The organism is Pseudomonas sp. Leaf59 (assembly GCF_920984685.1).
In the GTDB taxonomy this organism is placed as follows: domain Bacteria; phylum Pseudomonadota; class Gammaproteobacteria; order Pseudomonadales; family Pseudomonadaceae; genus Aquipseudomonas.
The window spans coordinates 290,571-304,877 of the sequence record NZ_CAKLBR010000004.1 but is presented as its reverse complement, the minus strand read 5'-3'; the positions used below and the strand labels follow the sequence as shown (position 1 = coordinate 304,877).

16 protein-coding genes are annotated in these 14,307 nt (G+C 63.7%); 6 read left to right on the top strand and 10 right to left on the bottom strand.

Annotated elements, in window-relative coordinates:
• Positions 1-23: 23 nt before the first annotated feature.
• Both LUB09_RS06720 and LUB09_RS06715 read right to left on the bottom strand, forming a co-directional pair.
• Positions 24-1,244, bottom strand: coding sequence for a hypothetical protein (locus tag LUB09_RS06720; protein ID WP_231422118.1), 1,221 nt, complete (start codon positions 1,242-1,244; stop codon positions 24-26).
• Between the two features lie 13 nt (positions 1,245-1,257).
• Complete coding sequence (locus tag LUB09_RS06715; RefSeq protein ID WP_209990028.1) at positions 1,258-1,707, bottom strand: YcgN family cysteine cluster protein; 450 nt, start codon at positions 1,705-1,707, stop codon at positions 1,258-1,260.
• Between the two features lie 152 nt (positions 1,708-1,859).
• Between LUB09_RS06715 and LUB09_RS06710 the strand changes: the two genes are divergently transcribed.
• Positions 1,860-2,444: a nitroreductase family protein gene (locus tag LUB09_RS06710; RefSeq protein WP_231422116.1), complete on the top strand. Its 585-nt coding sequence runs from the start codon at positions 1,860-1,862 to the stop codon at positions 2,442-2,444.
• 50 nt (positions 2,445-2,494) lie between these two features.
• Here the strand turns inward: LUB09_RS06710 and LUB09_RS06705 are convergent, their stop codons facing one another.
• The 4 genes from LUB09_RS06705 to LUB09_RS06690 all read right to left on the bottom strand — a co-directional run bounded on the left by LUB09_RS06705 (position 2,495) and on the right by LUB09_RS06690 (position 5,680).
• The gene (locus LUB09_RS06705; protein WP_209990025.1) at positions 2,495-3,427 is read right to left on the bottom strand and encodes a D-2-hydroxyacid dehydrogenase; all 933 of its coding nucleotides are present in this window, start codon (positions 3,425-3,427) and stop codon (positions 2,495-2,497) included.
• Positions 3,428-3,534: 107 nt separating this feature from the next.
• Positions 3,535-3,828, bottom strand: a complete 294-nt coding sequence (locus LUB09_RS06700) for a YcgL domain-containing protein (RefSeq protein ID WP_209990023.1) — start codon at positions 3,826-3,828, stop codon at positions 3,535-3,537.
• Entirely contained in the window at positions 3,825-4,958 is a 1,134-nt protein-coding gene (gene rnd, locus LUB09_RS06695) for a ribonuclease D (protein ID WP_003233994.1), read from the bottom strand. Before rnd ends, LUB09_RS06700 begins: the two co-directional genes overlap by 4 nt.
• Before the next feature lie 122 nt (positions 4,959-5,080).
• Positions 5,081-5,680, bottom strand: a complete 600-nt coding sequence (locus LUB09_RS06690; RefSeq protein WP_209990016.1) for a class I SAM-dependent methyltransferase — start codon at positions 5,678-5,680, stop codon at positions 5,081-5,083.
• A gap of 140 nt (positions 5,681-5,820) precedes the next feature.
• On the opposite strand from LUB09_RS06690, the gene LUB09_RS06685 reads away from it, so the two are divergent.
• Together LUB09_RS06685 and LUB09_RS06680 are read left to right on the top strand one after the other, a co-directional pair.
• The gene (locus LUB09_RS06685; protein WP_231422115.1) at positions 5,821-6,594 is read left to right on the top strand and encodes a transporter substrate-binding domain-containing protein; all 774 of its coding nucleotides are present in this window, start codon (positions 5,821-5,823) and stop codon (positions 6,592-6,594) included.
• A gap of 50 nt (positions 6,595-6,644) precedes the next feature.
• Positions 6,645-7,484, top strand: a complete 840-nt coding sequence (locus LUB09_RS06680; protein ID WP_231422113.1) for a cache domain-containing protein — start codon at positions 6,645-6,647, stop codon at positions 7,482-7,484.
• A gap of 132 nt (positions 7,485-7,616) precedes the next feature.
• On the opposite strand, the gene LUB09_RS06675 is transcribed toward LUB09_RS06680, so the two are convergent.
• Both LUB09_RS06675 and pobA read right to left on the bottom strand, forming a co-directional pair.
• Complete coding sequence (locus LUB09_RS06675; RefSeq protein WP_231422112.1) at positions 7,617-9,134, bottom strand: MDR family MFS transporter; 1,518 nt, start codon at positions 9,132-9,134, stop codon at positions 7,617-7,619.
• Between the two features lie 65 nt (positions 9,135-9,199).
• Positions 9,200-10,384 (bottom strand): 4-hydroxybenzoate 3-monooxygenase, encoded by a 1,185-nt coding sequence (pobA, locus tag LUB09_RS06670; RefSeq protein ID WP_231422147.1) that lies wholly within the window; start codon positions 10,382-10,384, stop codon positions 9,200-9,202.
• Positions 10,385-10,574: 190 nt separating this feature from the next.
• Here pobA and LUB09_RS06665 point away from each other — a divergent pair, with 190 nt between their 5' ends.
• A complete protein-coding gene (locus LUB09_RS06665) occupies positions 10,575-11,441 on the top strand; it encodes a helix-turn-helix domain-containing protein (protein WP_231422110.1) in 867 nt (288 codons plus the stop codon).
• A gap of 32 nt (positions 11,442-11,473) precedes the next feature.
• Here LUB09_RS06665 and LUB09_RS06660 read toward each other — a convergent pair whose 3' ends face one another.
• Together LUB09_RS06660 and LUB09_RS06655 are read right to left on the bottom strand one after the other, a co-directional pair.
• Complete coding sequence (locus tag LUB09_RS06660; RefSeq protein WP_209990006.1) at positions 11,474-11,650, bottom strand: hypothetical protein; 177 nt, start codon at positions 11,648-11,650, stop codon at positions 11,474-11,476.
• 88 nt (positions 11,651-11,738) lie between these two features.
• Positions 11,739-12,644 carry a LysR family transcriptional regulator gene (locus tag LUB09_RS06655; protein ID WP_231422108.1) on the bottom strand — a complete coding sequence of 302 codons (906 nt, stop codon included), beginning with the start codon at positions 12,642-12,644 and terminating at the stop codon, positions 11,739-11,741.
• 105 nt (positions 12,645-12,749) lie between these two features.
• Here LUB09_RS06655 and LUB09_RS06650 point away from each other — a divergent pair, with 105 nt between their 5' ends.
• Together LUB09_RS06650 and LUB09_RS06645 are read left to right on the top strand one after the other, a co-directional pair.
• Positions 12,750-13,616, top strand: a complete 867-nt coding sequence (locus tag LUB09_RS06650) for an MBL fold metallo-hydrolase (protein WP_231422106.1) — start codon at positions 12,750-12,752, stop codon at positions 13,614-13,616.
• A 34-nt stretch (positions 13,617-13,650) separates the two neighbouring features.
• Complete coding sequence (locus LUB09_RS06645) at positions 13,651-14,265, top strand: NAD(P)-dependent oxidoreductase (protein ID WP_231422105.1); 615 nt, start codon at positions 13,651-13,653, stop codon at positions 14,263-14,265.
• The last annotated feature ends 42 nt before the right edge of the window (positions 14,266-14,307 follow it).

Genomic DNA, 14,307 nt, shown 5'->3' with positions numbered 1-14,307 from the left:
TGGTGTGTGCTTCCAGATCCAGATCAGTGCAGTAATCTGGAATCGAGCACCGCTGATGGCTCACCGATAATGCTTGCAGCCAACTGCACAAATTGCGCCGTGTTGACGCTGTCAGCCCGCATCACCGCCTGTGCCAGATCATCCAGGGACCGCTTGTTATGGGTCTTCACGCGGATCTCGCGGTCCAGGTCCTGCAACACAAGCACCGCCCGCGCCACCGTGGCGCCGCTGACGTGTTCGCCGCGCAGGCTGGTCACGTCCTTGCCCTGCTTGCCCAGCCGCGCCTGAATTGCGGCATAGCGCTCATCGGTAATCCCGCCGGCACGGCGCATCAACTCAATCGCATAAAACTCGCCGAACCCTTCGCTGATCCAGTCGCTGGTGTCATGGTCATTGAATCGCCCGATGGCCTGCACCACTTCACGCAGCAATGGGCTGCTGCCACTCTCACTCACCAGCGGCGTGCGGCTGTTGAGGTAGATCGAGTCACGCGCCGCAAACGCGCCACGGCGCATTGGGTCGCTGGCGCCCACCACCAGCAGCTTGGCCGGGTGACGCGGGAACGCGGCCTCCACCTGCGGCCAGACGAAGGTCAGCAAGGTCAGCACATCCATGCGGCGCATGGCCTGGCCCTTGGGCGAGGCCACGGTGACGTCGGTGTCCCCCAGGCGCACGCGGCGGCTGCCGAGGGTGCCGGCGAGCATCCAGCCGGTGGGCCGATCGAACAGGCGCGACACATTGTCGATGCGGAATTTGTGCTTGCCGATGCGCGGCCAGGCGGTCTCGACGCTTTTCCAGCCGGGCGGCAGCTCGAACACCAGGCGCGAGACCAGTTCGACACCGTCCTGCTGGTCCAGGTGCGCGGTCGGCACCAGGTCTTCACCGCGAAACAGCGCCCAGCTCGGCGTCATCCGCGCTTCATAGGTACCCGGCTTGCGCGCATGGCTCAGGCGCACGCGGTAAGTGAGGCTGGCCTTGTCGGCATCGGGTTGCCACAGGCCACGGCTGCCGGTGACCTTCCACTGGCCGTCGGCCTTGAAGTCGCTGTAGTCGCCCGCGTGGCCCAGTTCGAAATTCAGGCTGCGCACCGCCGCGCCGTGAGACAGGCTCACGCGCACTTCGGCCTGATCGCTCTGGGGCAGCAGCTTGACGTGATAGTCCAGGTCGACCTTTTTCGCACACCAGGCCGAGCTGCTCATTGTCAGCAGCGTCAGGGCGACCGCCAGCTTGATCACTTCCCTCATACCCACTCCTGGTTCAGCCCGCGCGGAAAATCAGGTAATCCTCCCAGTCATCCTCGGGCACGCTGCCTTCGCTGAGCATGCGCCCGGACTGGGAAATGCGTTCGTGGTGCACGGCGTCGCGGTCGCCGCAGACCAGGTGGTGCCACAACGGCAGGTCCTTGCGCTCGCTGACCAGCCGGTAGCCGCAGGTGGGCGGCAGCCATTTGAACTGGTCGGCCTGGCCGGGGGTGAGCTGGATGCAATCGGGCACCGAGGCCCTGCGGTTGGGGTAATCGGTGCATTGGCAAGTGTTCAGGTCGAGCAGTTTGCAGGCGATGCGCGTGTAATAGACGCTGTTGTCGTCTTCATCTTCAAGCTTTTGCAGGCAGCACAGGCCGCAGCCGTCGCACAACGACTCCCATTCTTCCTGGTCGAGGTGTTCAAGGGTTTTGCGTATCCAGAAGGGTTCGACTTTGGCGGCCATGGCTCTGCATCGGTATCGGTAGGTGAAAAGGCCGCCAGTCTAGTGCCCAAGCCGCCTGGAACCAAGCGCTGGCGACTGGCGGTGTTACAAAGCTTGTCAGGCCAACGAGTGCGCAGTAGCGTTGAGCGCCACATTGACGATCAGGAGCCCCCATGACACGTGTTGCCGATTACCCGATCCATCCGCAGTTCACCGAGCGCTGGTCGCCCCGCGCCTTCACCGGCGAAAGCATTCCACAGGAGACCTTGCTGAGTTTCTTCGAAGCAGCTCGCTGGGCGCCGTCCGCGTACAACTCGCAACCCTGGCGCTTTCTCTACGCGCGCCGTGACACGCCGGACTGGGAGCGTTACCTGGGCGTGCTCAACGAATTCAACCGTAACTGGGCGCAGCATGCGTCGGCGTTGGTGATCATCGCCTCGAAAACCGACTTCATTGCGCCCGGCGCCAGCGAGGAAACTCCGGCGCTGTGGCACACCTTCGACACGGGTTCCGCCTGGGGCCACCTGGCGCTGCAAGCCAGCCTCAGCGGCTGGCATACCCATGGCATGGCCGGTTTCGATCAGGCATTGACCCGCAAGGAACTGAAGATTCCCGAGGGTTACGCGCTGCACGCGGCGGTGGCCGTGGGCAAGCTGGGCGACAAATCGACCCTGCCGGAATACCTGCAGGGCCGTGAAGTGCCGAGCCCGCGCAAGCCGTTGAGCGAATTAGTGTCCGAAGGCGACTTCAGCCTGTAAACAGGCGGGCAGCCAATGTGGGGAGGCACTTTCCCCACATTGGCGATGGGTCAATAACCGCGTTCGAAGTCCACTTCACCGCGCAGGGCTTCACGGGCCTGATACGCGCGCAGGTTCTGCACAAACAAATCCACCATCATCGACGGCGAGGTCGGCGCCGAGCTGTGCCCGGTCAGCAGCAGGCCCCACGCGGTCCAGAACGGATGGCGTTGCGGCAGCGGCTCCTGGCGACAGACATCGATCACCGCGCCAGCCAGGTGCCCTTCTTTCAGCGCCTCGACCAGGTCGGCGTCGACCACCGCCACGCCGCGCCCGACGTTCATGAACACGCCCGTCGGCTTGAACTGCTTGAACAGCGCCGCGTTATACAGGTCGTGGGTTTGCGCCGTGTTGGGCAGCAGGTTGATCACGTAGTCCGCCTCTCCCACCAGCCGCTCCAGTTGATCAAGCGCGGCCACTTCAACGAACGGCGCCTGCTCCCGCGCGGTGCTGGCGATGCCGTACAGCTTCACACCGAACGGCACCAGGAACTCGGCAACACGCTGGCCGATATCGCCGGTGCCGACGATCAGCGCCGTGCGCCCCGCCAGGCTCTGGCCGGTGCGATTGTCCCACTTGCGCTCCACCTGGCTGACCAGACGCGCCAGCACTTCACGCTCGTGGCCCAGCATATAGGTGAGCACGAACTCGGCCATGACCTGGCCAAAGATGCCCACCGCACGGGTCAGGCGATAGCCGCGCGGCAGGCCGTCGGCCAGCAGCGGCGTGATGCCGGCCCAGGTCGATTGCAGCCACTGCGGCTGATGCCCCTGGCGCAGCAGGGTCGCCAGCAGGTCCGGCTGGCCCAGCCATACCGGGCAATCGGCGGCCAGGCGCGAGAGCTCGGCCGAGTCGCCGCTGGTCAGTACCTCAAGGTCCGGCGCGGCGTCGCGCAGCAGTTGGGCGTAGAGCGGGTGATCCTGTTCAGCAATCAGAACACGCATGGTTAAAACCTTTCAAAAACAGTGCAGACGGCCGCCCGCATCCTTGCGGCCACCGCCCACTCATTACGATTGCGTTGAAGAAAGTGCCCCGGCAGGGCACCCACCGATCACATCGGGTCGTTGCGGCGCAGCAGCTCTTCGGGCAAGTGTTCGATGTACTCGTCCTCGGCCGGCGGCATTTGCAGGTGGTAGCCCTGCTTGTCGAGGTTTTCCAGGACCACCAGGATGTCTTCGCGCGACAGCTTGCGCTCCGGGCTCAGCACCATGTCGAAGGCGTGGTGCGGCTTGCCGAAGGCGGCCATCAGGGGCTCGGGCACGCGCTCGAGGGCATCGCTTTTGAGCACGTAGAGGTACATGCCGTCTTTTTTCAGGCTGCGGTAGATGGAGCAAATACGTTTCAAGGCTGTTCTCCGGCAGAGGCCAGGCTGTCGAGCAGCGCCTGGCCCATCAACGCGCGGCGCCAGCCACGCAGCGAGTCGGGCAATGTATAAGGCCCATCGGGGTAGCCACTCTTGACCAGGGCTTCGAGGGTTTTCTTGCGCAGCATCAGCTCCGGCGCCATGTCCAGGCGTTCGGCTTCGGCCTGGCCGAGGGCGCGCAACTGCTTGATCAGCGTGGCGGCGTCCACCGGCAGCGGCTCGGCCACGGCCGGTGGCCATTGGTCCATGGGCACGCTGGCGGCGCGCTTGATCAGGTCGAGCAGGAACGGACCGTCCTGGCGCACGGTGCGCGGGTGCATGTCTTCGATCTTGCCCAGCGCGACCAGATTGTCCGGCTGGGATTTGGCCAACGGCCACAGCGAGTGTTCGCGAATGATGCGGTTGCGCGGCAAGTCGCGGGCCCGCGCCTGCTGCTCGCGCCAGGCGCACAGTTCACGCAGCACGGCCAGTTGCGCGCGGGACAGTTTCCACGCCAGCTTGGCATCGCGGTACAGCTCGTAGGGGTCGATCTCGCGGCGCAGGTTGGCCACCAGTTCGGCGCCGTCTTCCAGCACCCAGGCGTATTTATCGTCGGACAACTGCGGACGCAGGCGGATGTAGACCTCGGCCAGGTGCACCGCATCTTCGGCGGCGTAGCTCACCTGCGTGTCGGACAATGGCCGCTGCAGCCAGTCCGAGCGGGTCTCGCCCTTGGGCAGCTCGATATCGAGCACGGCCTGCACCAGGCGCGAATAGCCCATGGAGAAGCCGAGGTTCAGGTAGGCGGCCGCCAACTGGGTGTCGAACAACGGCACCGGCAGGCTGCCGGTCAGGCGCAGCAGTACTTCAAGGTCTTCGCTGCAGGCGTGTACCACCTTGATCACCGCCGGATTTTCCAGCAGCGCGGCCAGGGGTTGCCAGTTGTCGATGGTCAGGGGGTCGATCAGGTAAGCGCGTACGCCATCACCGATCTGGATCAGCCCGGCGATGGGATAAAAGGTGTCGACCCGCATGAATTCGGTGTCGAGGGCGACGAATGGCAACTGCTGCCATTCGGCGCAATGCTGGCCGAGGCTATCGTTGTCGCAGATCCAGTGAATATCGATGGCCACACGGCTCTCCCTTGAAGAATGGCGCGCAGTATATATCGCGAAAGGGCCTTGCGAGCATTCGCAGTGCACAGGCAATCATGAAAACTCGGACAGGCACTGAAGAATAGTCCGACAGGCGGGAGTTATCCCCTCTTACGCAGTACGTAAACCCGCCAAAGCCGGGAGCCCGGCATGAATTCCTGATGTTTCAGGACCTTGAAGCCTGCCTGGCGAAATTCGCCTTCCACGAAGGTACGTGAGGGCACGGAGACAATCACGGTGTCGCGGCTGACCCGGTGAAACTCGCGCAGCAACGCCAGACGCCCTTCTGCGCTGGGCACATGGCGAAACAACTCCAGGCAGAAAATGCAGTCCACTGCATTCGCCGACAAGCCGATGGAAAACGCTGATCCCTGGAAGGTCTTGACCCGCTTGAGCAATGCCGCCGGGTGGTGGGTAAGCGCGTGGTCGAGCATGTCCTGGGAGTTGTCCGAGGCGAGGATCACGCGGTTGATGTGCTCGCCCAGCACCGGCCAGAATCGCCCCGAACCGCAGGCCAGGTCGAGGATCAGGCCCGGTTCGCCGGCCACTTTCAGGGCCTGGCGCACCAGCCATTCGTCGCGCCACATCGCCAGGCGCCGCCGCAGCCTGGGCGGATGCGGGTCGCCGCAGACCCGCGCGTGCTCCTGGTCATAGCGCTCGGCGAAGTCAATCTCGATGGAGGATGGAGGTTGTGGCGACATCATGGGCTCATCAGGGTGGAACGGAAGTGAACGACCTTGGTGGACAGCTTAACCAGTGCAACGTGAAAAAAAGGTTGAAAGCCGCAGGCGTCGCGTCAATGCTCGCGCCTACAAAAAAACTGCCCCAAGGACCCGCCCCCATGAAAGCTTCCCTGGCCCTGTGTGTACTGGCGTGCTCGGCAACCACCGCCCTGGCCGACCCCGCCCCGTCACGCCTCGATGAGGTGATCCAGCGCGGCACGCTCAACGTGTGCACCACCGGCGACTACAAGCCCTACAGCTCGTTGCGCGCCGACGGCAGCTATGAAGGCATCGACATTGCCATGGCCGAGTCCCTGGCCCAGAGCCTCAACGCGAAGATCAACTGGGTGCCCACCACCTGGAAAACCCTGATGCCGGATTTTCTCGCGCAACGCTGCGACATCGCCGTGGGCGGTATTTCGGTGTCGCTGGAGCGCCAGAAAAAAGCCTTCTTCAGCGAATCCCTCGGCGTCGACGGCAAGATCCCGCTGGTGCGGTGCGCCGATGTGCAGCGCTACCAGACCGTGGAGCAGATCAACCAGCCGCAGGTGCGGGTGATCGAGCCGGCAGGCGGCACCAACGAGGTGTTCGCCCGCGCCCACCTTGCCCAGGCGCAGATCCGCCTGCATGACAACGTGACGATCTTTGACGAACTGCTGGCCGGCAAGGCCGACGTGATGATCACCGACGCCAGCGAGGCGCGCTACCAGCAAAAGCTCAAGCCCGGACTGTGCGCGGTCAACCCCGAGCGGCAGATGCAATACAGCCAGAAAGCCTTCCTGCTGCCGCGCGATGATGTGGCGTGGAAAAGCTATGTCGACCAATGGCTGCACCTGAGCGTGGCGACCGGGGTGTACGACGGCATCGTCAACCAATGGCTGGCGGCGCCCTGAGCCAAGTCCGTCTACGCTGCTGTCACATCAATAATAAAGAGGGATGAAACATGAAGGCATTGCTGCGAATCACCTGGCTGCTGCTGATCTGCGCCAGCCAGGTGCATGCCGCGACGGCGCAGGAAGAAGACGCCGAGGCGGCCAAGGCGTTGCTGCAAAAAGCCCTGGCCTACTATCAGAGCAATGGTGACAAGGCCCTCGCGGCATTCAGCCGCCAAGGGGAGTTTGTCGACCACGACCGTTATGTGTTCGTGGTCGACACTAAAGGCGTACTGCTGGCCAGTGGCGGCCCGTCCTCGGCGTTGATTGGCCGTGATGTGTCCGAAGTGCTGGGCCCGGAGTTGCGCCAATCGTTCAAGGACGCGCTCAAGGTGCCGGAAAACCAGGGCGTGCAGCAGGCCGACTACCGCTGGCAGAACTGGAACGACGGCAAGGTCGAGCACAAGCATGTGTTTTACCAGCGGGTGGGCGAGCGCATTCTGGCGGTCGGCTATTACCTGCCACGGGCCACCCCGGAGCAGGCGCGGGCGCTGCGCAACAAGGCGGTGAACGCGTTGGTGAAGGATGAGGCGGGCACGCTCAAATCGATCAACTCGTTGCAGGGCGGGTTCCTGCAGGACGACCTCTACGTGTTCGTGGTCGACCTCAATACCCGGCGCTACGTGGCCCATGGCACCACCCTGCGGCTGATCAACACCGACTTCAGCAAGGTCAAGGACCCGGACGGCAGGCCAGTGGGCGAGCCCATCCTCAAAATAATGGCCGAGCAAGACCAGGGCGAATACAAATACCGCTGGCAGAACCCGGTGACCGGCAAGGTCGAGAACAAGCATGCCTATGTGCGCAAGAGCGGGCACTTCATGGTGGCGGTGGGTTATTACAGCCCATGATCCGGCGCTGGAATGCACTCCCCTGTGGGAGGGGGCTTGCTCCCGATGGCGGTGTGTCAGGCACAGGTGCTTTAACTGAAGCACTGCTATCGGGAGCAAGCCCCTTCCCACCTGTGGATCTTCGCTGGTCAGTCAGCCGGCTTTGTCTTCGCGGCCGCGCAGCACCTGATTGGGCATCGCAATGGCCGCCGCCAGGCCCAGCAGCGACACTGCTGCACTCACCATCAGCAAATGCCGGAACGTCACCGCCAGCTCCGCGCGCAGGGCGTCCTGCGCCGGGCCGGGGGCGGCGTTGAGGCCGTCGAGCAGCACGCTGCCGGAACTGCCTTCGGCCGCCAGCGCGCCACTGGCCATGTGGACGAAGCTGGAATCCTGTAACAGCGCCAGCAACAGCGCCGACATGCAGGCCACCCCCACCGCTCCGCCGAGGGAGCGGAACAGGTTGGTGGTGCTGGTGGCCACGCCAATGTCGCGTTGCGCCACCGAATTCTGCGTGCCCACCAGTGAGGTAGGAAACTGCATGCCGGCGGCGATCCCGCACAGCACCATGAACAACGCCGTCATCCCGACCGCCTGCGGCGCACTCAAGGCCATGCCGAGGATCGCCAGGGGGCTCAACAGCGCACCGCTGAGGATCATCGGTTTGTAGCGGCCGGTCACCGAGGTGAGGCGCCCGGCACAATAAGCGCCCATCGGCAGTCCCATCGCCAGCGGCAACAGGTGCAGGGCCGCGCTGTCGGCGCCGGAACCGGTCACGGTCTGGTAACGCAGCGGCATCAGCACGGTCAGGGAAATCGCCTGGAAGCTGGTGATGAAAATCGTGCACCAGCACAGCACCGCGCTGCGGTTGGCGAACAGGTGCATCGGCAACAGCGGCTCGCGGGCGCGGCGCTCGTGCCACACGAACACCGACAGCGCCACCAGCGCACAGGTCAGCAGGCCCAGCACCTGCGGGTCACGCATGGCATGGCCCTGGCCGATTTCGGTGATGCCCAGCAGCAATGCGGTGAGGCCGATGATCATCAGCACGGTACCCAGGTAATCGATGATCGGTTTGCGCTGCGGCGGCGGCAGCCCGCGCAGGGTGCGATGGGCCACGTACCAGGCGCCGGCGCCCAACGGCAGGTTGATCAGGAACACCCAGCGCCACGACAGGTACTCGGTCATCAGCCCGCCCAGCACCGGGCCGGCCACGCTGGCCACCGCATACATGCTGCTGAAGTAGCCCTGGTAGCGCCCCCGCTCGCGGGGCGCAATGATGTCGCCGATGATCGCCTGGCTCACCGAGATCATGCCGCCGGCGCCGATGCCCTGGAGAATCCGCGCCAGCACCAGTTGCTCCATGCTTTGCGCCATGCCACAGAACAGCGACGCCACGGTGAACAGGCCCATGCCGATCAGCATCATCGGGCGGCGCCCGTACAGGTCGCCGAGCTTGCCGTAGATCGGCACCGCCACCGTCATCGCCACCATGTAGCCGGAGATCACCCAGGCCAGCAGGTCGACGTCGTGGAACCGCGCGGAAATGGCCGGCATCGACACGGCGACGATGGTCTGGTCGAGCGCGCCGAGAAAGATCGCCAGCATCAACGCGATGAGGATGCTGCGCACGGCGGGAACCGGTGGAACGGGCTGATTGAGCTGAGTCACGGCAGAACCTTCGAGCAGGGCCCGCGGGAAAGACGGCCTGCGGGAATGCTCGATACGATAGCAGGCTATTCGATAGCCTCGTAAGGAAGTCCGACGTAATTTTCCGCGATGGTCTGGCGGCCCGCGCGGGAGTGGATGAAGTAATCCAGTTCACTCTCGGCGATGCGTTGGGTGAAGCTGTCGGACTCGGGAAACTGGTGCAACATCGAGGTCATCCACCAGGAAAACCGCTCGGCTTTCCACACCCGGCGCAGGCAGATGGCCGAGTATTGCTCCAGCAGGTCGACGCGCCCTTCGCCATACACCTTGAGCAGAATGCGATACAGCGTGCTCACATCACTGGCCGCCAGGTTCAGGCCCTTGGCGCCGGTGGGCGGCACGATGTGCGCGGCGTCGCCCAGCAGGAACAGACGGCCGTACTGCATCGGTTCGACCACAAAGCTGCGCAGCGGCGCGACGCTTTTTTCAAGGGACGGCCCGGTAATCAGCGCTTCCGCCAGCTCAGTGGGCAGGCGTTTTTTCAATTCGGCCCAGAATCGCTCGTCCGACCAGTCGCTGACTGGCTCGTCAGCGGGTACCTGCAGGTAATAACGGCTGCGCGTTGGCGAGCGCATGCTGCACAGCGCAAAACCTCGCGGGTGCCTTGCATACACCAGCTCCGGGTGCACCGGCGGCGTGTCGCAGAGCATGCCCAGCCAGCCGAACGGATACACCCGTTCGAACACCTGCAGCGATTCGGCCGGGATCGATTGCCGCGCCACCCCGTGGAAACCGTCGCAACCGGCGATGTAGTCGCAGTCCAGGCGAAACATCTCGCCCTGATGCTCGAAGCTCAGCCAGGGTCGATCGGTTTTCAGGTCATGGGGCTGCACGTCGCGCACCTCGTACAGCGTGGTGGCGCCGACCGCAGCTCGGGCGGCCATGAGGTCGCGGGTGACTTCGGTCTGGCCATAGACCATCACCGACTGGCCCCCCGTGAGTGCCTTGAGGTCGATATGGGTCAGCCGGCCATTGAGCGCCAGTTCGAAGCCATCGTGCACCAGGCCCTCGGCGTCCATGCGTTGGCTCACGCCGGCCTCGCGCAGCAGGTCGACCATGCCTTGTTCCAGCACCCCGGCACGGATGCGGCCCTGCACATAGTCGGCGCTCTGGCGCTCAAGAATCAGGGTCTGGATGCCAGCGTTGTGCAGCAACTGGCCCAGCAGCAATCCCGAAGGACCGGCGCCAATGATGGCGACTTGGGTTTTCAGCGTCTTCATTATTTTTATCGCCCGCAAGTTCCACCTCGAACGGATCGGGTGAAAGCGTTGTCATTGATCGTGCTGCTGACATTTTTCACTTGAGTGGCCGCTACAAGAAGGTGAAAACTGCGCCAAAGGCTGCGCTTTTTACCAATCGGGGCGATTACCGCACCACTATCCTGAGTATCGGATTGAAACCATGAGCCAAACCGCGATTCCAGTCTTCAAGCTGTACGGGGAAAGCCAGCAGTGGCCTACCCCCGATTTGCTGCACTGCGAAACCATTTCGCGACGTAGTCGGGAATACCAGTGGGAAATCCAGCCCCACCGGCACGCGGATCTGTGCCAGTTGCTCTACGTGCACAAAGGCCAGGCACACCTGGAAATCGAAGGCCAGCGCAGCACCCTCAGCGAAGCGAGCCTGCAGGTGCTGCCGCCGTTGTGTGTGCACGGGTTTCGGTTTGCCGAGGATGTGGAAGGTTACGTGGTGACGTTGTCCGCGCCGCTGATCAGCCATTTGCAGGGGCAGTTGGGCGCGACGGTCGACGGCTTGCAGACCCTGGGCAGCTACCCGGCCGGCAAGGACAGCGACTACCTCAACAGCCTGTTCGTGCGCCTGCAGGACGAATACGTGAACGAGCAACCGGCCCGCGACATGATGATGCACGCCGTGGTCAGCGTGCTGCTGGTGTGGGTTAGCCGCCAGGCCATCCAGCGTCGCCACCCGCGTGCCCCGCGTGGGCGCGAGTATTTTCGGCGCTTTACGCAGTTGGTCGAGCAGCATTACCGCGAGCACCCCAGGATCGAGGACCTGGCCCACAAGCTGGGCATCTCGGTGTCACACCTGAATGGCACCTGCCGCGAACTGGGCGGGCAGCCGGCGTTGCAGATCATGCACGACCGCCAGTTGCTGGAGGCCAAGCGCCTGCTGACCTATACCAGCATGACGATCAACGAGATGTCGGACGTGCTGGGGTTTTCCGACCCGACCAACTTCTCGCGATTGTTTCGTCGGCGCGTAGGGTTTTCGCCGAAGGCGTTTCGCGAGCAACTCAAGTCGGATTGACTTGGCCAGGTTGGATCTTCGGTGCCTCGCGATCAGCGCAAGGCACTGAAACTGCCGGTGTGCGGCACGCATTGATCCTGGTGGCAGCTGATCGCAAAGCTTGGCTGCATGCGCGTTTGCTCGACGCGGTAGGCCGCCGTGCCGTACAGCGCGCTGGCCAGGGCGCAAAGGGCGAAAATCGTCAGGTACTTTCTGGTTTTGAGGGTCATGGCACAGACCTCTGGATGACTGTTTGAAGCATAGGTCAGCCAGGGCGAGTTGCCATTATTGGGCGATATTCAAACCGTTTATGTCGACTTACAGACCGATGTCCCAGATCGGCTCTTCCGGAAACCGCTCCACCAGAAAATCCAGCAGGCTGCGCAGCGCTGACGGCATGTGTTTGCGCGAGGCGTACACCGCGTAAATGTTCATTTGTCGAGGCTCGGCCTCGGGCAGCAGGCGCACCAGCTCACCGCGACGAATGTAGTCGCCAGCCTGATAGCTGGGCAGCATCGCCACCCCTGCCCCGGCCAGCGTCACCCGCAGCAGGGTGCTGGCCTCGTTGGAGGTGATCGTGCCCGTGATGGGCACCGAGACGTGCTCACCGCCTTCCTCGAAATGCCACAGACTTTTGCCGAAGTAGGAGTGGGTCAGGCAGTTGTGCAGGGCCAGGTCTTCGACTTTTTGCGGCGCCGGGTGCTCAAGCAGATAGGCCGGCGTGGCGCACACCACCGAGCGACAGACGGTGAGGCGCCGGGCGATCAGGTTGGGGTCCAGGTCATTGCTGGTGCGGATGGCCAGGTCGATGCGCTCGTCCACCAGGTTCACCGTGCGGTCGAGCATTTGCAGGTCGACGGTCACCAGGGGGTAGCGCTTGACGAAGGCGGCGATGGCGTCGGCCAATTGCGCCTGGCCGAACGAGGTGCTCACGCTAAGGCGCAACAGACCGCGCGGCGCGTCATCCGGCGTGCCGACGGCGGCCTGCATGTCGCTGCACAGTTCCAGCAATTGCCGGCAGCGCGGCAGGGTTTCACTGCCGGCGGCGGTGAGGCTGAGCTTGCGCGTGGTGCGATGCAGCAGACGCGCGCCGACGAAGTCTTCGAGTTCGGCCAGGTAGCGCGACACCACCGGGCGCGAGAGGTCCAGGTGATCGGCGGCAGCCGACTGGCTGCCCAGCTCCACCACGCTTACAAACACGCGCATTGCCTGAAGACGGTCCATGATCTGCCCACTTTTAGAAACAAACTATGTCCCAGCATGGCATTTTTTGTGATGTTTCAGGCAACTAAGCTGTGCGCATCCCTTATCGAATGCAGGAGCTGCCCGATGTTCTCAACCTTCAAGCGCTTGACGCTGGTAACCGCCGCCCAGGCCTTTGCCGCCCACGCGGCGGCGGCCGAGCTGAAGCTCGACGTGTACAACCCCGGTGAAGCGGCGATTTTCCCGGTGAGTTCGGTGCTGGTCAGCGGCGCCAAGGACGCGATCCTGGTGGACGCCCAATTCGGCAAGGGCCAGGCCGAGCAGTTGGTGCAGAAGATCCGTGCCAGCGGCAAGCACCTGACCACCATCTATATCAGCCACGGTGACCCGGATTACTACTTCGGCCTCGATACCCTCACCGCCGCGTTCCCGGACGCCAAGGTAGTGGCGCCGCAGCCGGTGGTCGACCATATCAAGGCGACCGTGGCCGGCAAGCTGGCGTTCTGGGGCCCGAAAATGGGCGCCGACAAGCCGGGCAAGACCCTCGTGCCGCAGGTACTTGAGGGCAATAGCCTGACGCTTGAGGGCGAGGCACTGCAGGTGATCGGCCTCGACGGCCCGCAGCCGGACCGCAGTTTTGTGTGGATTCCGTCGATCAAGGCCGTGGTGGGCGGGGTGGTCGTCTCCGAAAACATTCACCTGTGGATGGCCGACACCCAGGGCGCGCAGTCCCACAAGGATTGGCTGACCACCCTGCAGCGCATTCAGGACCTGAAGCCGAACACCGTGGTCCCGGGCCATTACCTGGGTACGCCATCGCTGGCCTCCGTGGCCTTTACCGCTGACTACATCAAGGCATTCGACCTCGAAACCGCCAAGGCCAAGGACTCCACCGGCCTGATCGCGGCGATGAAAAAACGTTACCCCGACCTTGCCGACGAAAGCTCGCTGGACCTGAGCGCCAAAGTCGCCAAGGGCGAAATGAAGTGGTGAAGCGTTTCAATCCTTAACCGAACCGGAGAACATCATGAGCAAGATCGCAATCATCGGGGCCACTGGCCGTGCGGGCAGTCAATTGCTGGAAGAGGCGCTGCGGCGCGGGCACAGCGTGGTGGCCATTGCGCGCAACACCGAAAAACTCGCCGCGCAGCCAGGCGTCACCGTCAAACAAGTGGACGCACTCGACGCACACGCCTTGCAAGAGGCCGTCAGCGGCAGCGACGTGGTGATCAGCGCCGCGCACTTCGCCACCCTGCCCGCCAGCGCCGTGATCGGGCCGGTGAAACAGGCCGGAGTACACCGCCTGCTGGTGGTCGGCGGCGCCGGTTCGCTGCTGCTGCCGGACGGTGGACGGGTGATCGATAGCGCCGGCTTCCCTGAGGAATATCGCGCCGAAGCCAGTGCAGGGGCTGAGTTTCTGGAAGCGCTGCGCCAGGAGAAAGAGCTGGACTGGACCTTTTTGTCGCCATCGGCCGAATTCGTGGAGTCTGCGCGCACAGGTACATTCCGCCTGGGTCAGGATGAGCTGCTGGTCAGCGCCGCAGGACGCAGCTGGATCAGCTTTGCTGACTACGCCATTGCACTGATCGACGAAGCGGAAACCCCAAGGCACTCGCGCCAACGCTTCACCGTCGGCTACTGACACACCGCGGTTAAACATGTGGGAGGGGTTTTGCTCCCGATG

Coding starts and splice junctions, on each gene's coding strand:
- LUB09_RS06685 (WP_231422115.1), top strand. CDS start 5,821: ATGAAAGCTTCCCTGGCCCTGTGTGTACTGGCGTGCTCGGCAACCACC.
- LUB09_RS06680 (WP_231422113.1), top strand. CDS start 6,645: ATGAAGGCATTGCTGCGAATCACCTGGCTGCTGCTGATCTGCGCCAGC.
- LUB09_RS06720 (WP_231422118.1), bottom strand. CDS start 1,244: ATGAGGGAAGTGATCAAGCTGGCGGTCGCCCTGACGCTGCTGACAATG.
- LUB09_RS06690 (WP_209990016.1), bottom strand. CDS start 5,680: ATGTCGCCACAACCTCCATCCTCCATCGAGATTGACTTCGCCGAGCGC.
- LUB09_RS06705 (WP_209990025.1), bottom strand. CDS start 3,427: ATGCGTGTTCTGATTGCTGAACAGGATCACCCGCTCTACGCCCAACTG.
- LUB09_RS06710 (WP_231422116.1), top strand. CDS start 1,860: ATGACACGTGTTGCCGATTACCCGATCCATCCGCAGTTCACCGAGCGC.
- LUB09_RS06655 (WP_231422108.1), bottom strand. CDS start 12,644: ATGGACCGTCTTCAGGCAATGCGCGTGTTTGTAAGCGTGGTGGAGCTG.
- LUB09_RS06660 (WP_209990006.1), bottom strand. CDS start 11,650: ATGACCCTCAAAACCAGAAAGTACCTGACGATTTTCGCCCTTTGCGCC.
- LUB09_RS06650 (WP_231422106.1), top strand. CDS start 12,750: ATGTTCTCAACCTTCAAGCGCTTGACGCTGGTAACCGCCGCCCAGGCC.
- LUB09_RS06645 (WP_231422105.1), top strand. CDS start 13,651: ATGAGCAAGATCGCAATCATCGGGGCCACTGGCCGTGCGGGCAGTCAA.
- LUB09_RS06715 (WP_209990028.1), bottom strand. CDS start 1,707: ATGGCCGCCAAAGTCGAACCCTTCTGGATACGCAAAACCCTTGAACAC.
- LUB09_RS06665 (WP_231422110.1), top strand. CDS start 10,575: ATGAGCCAAACCGCGATTCCAGTCTTCAAGCTGTACGGGGAAAGCCAG.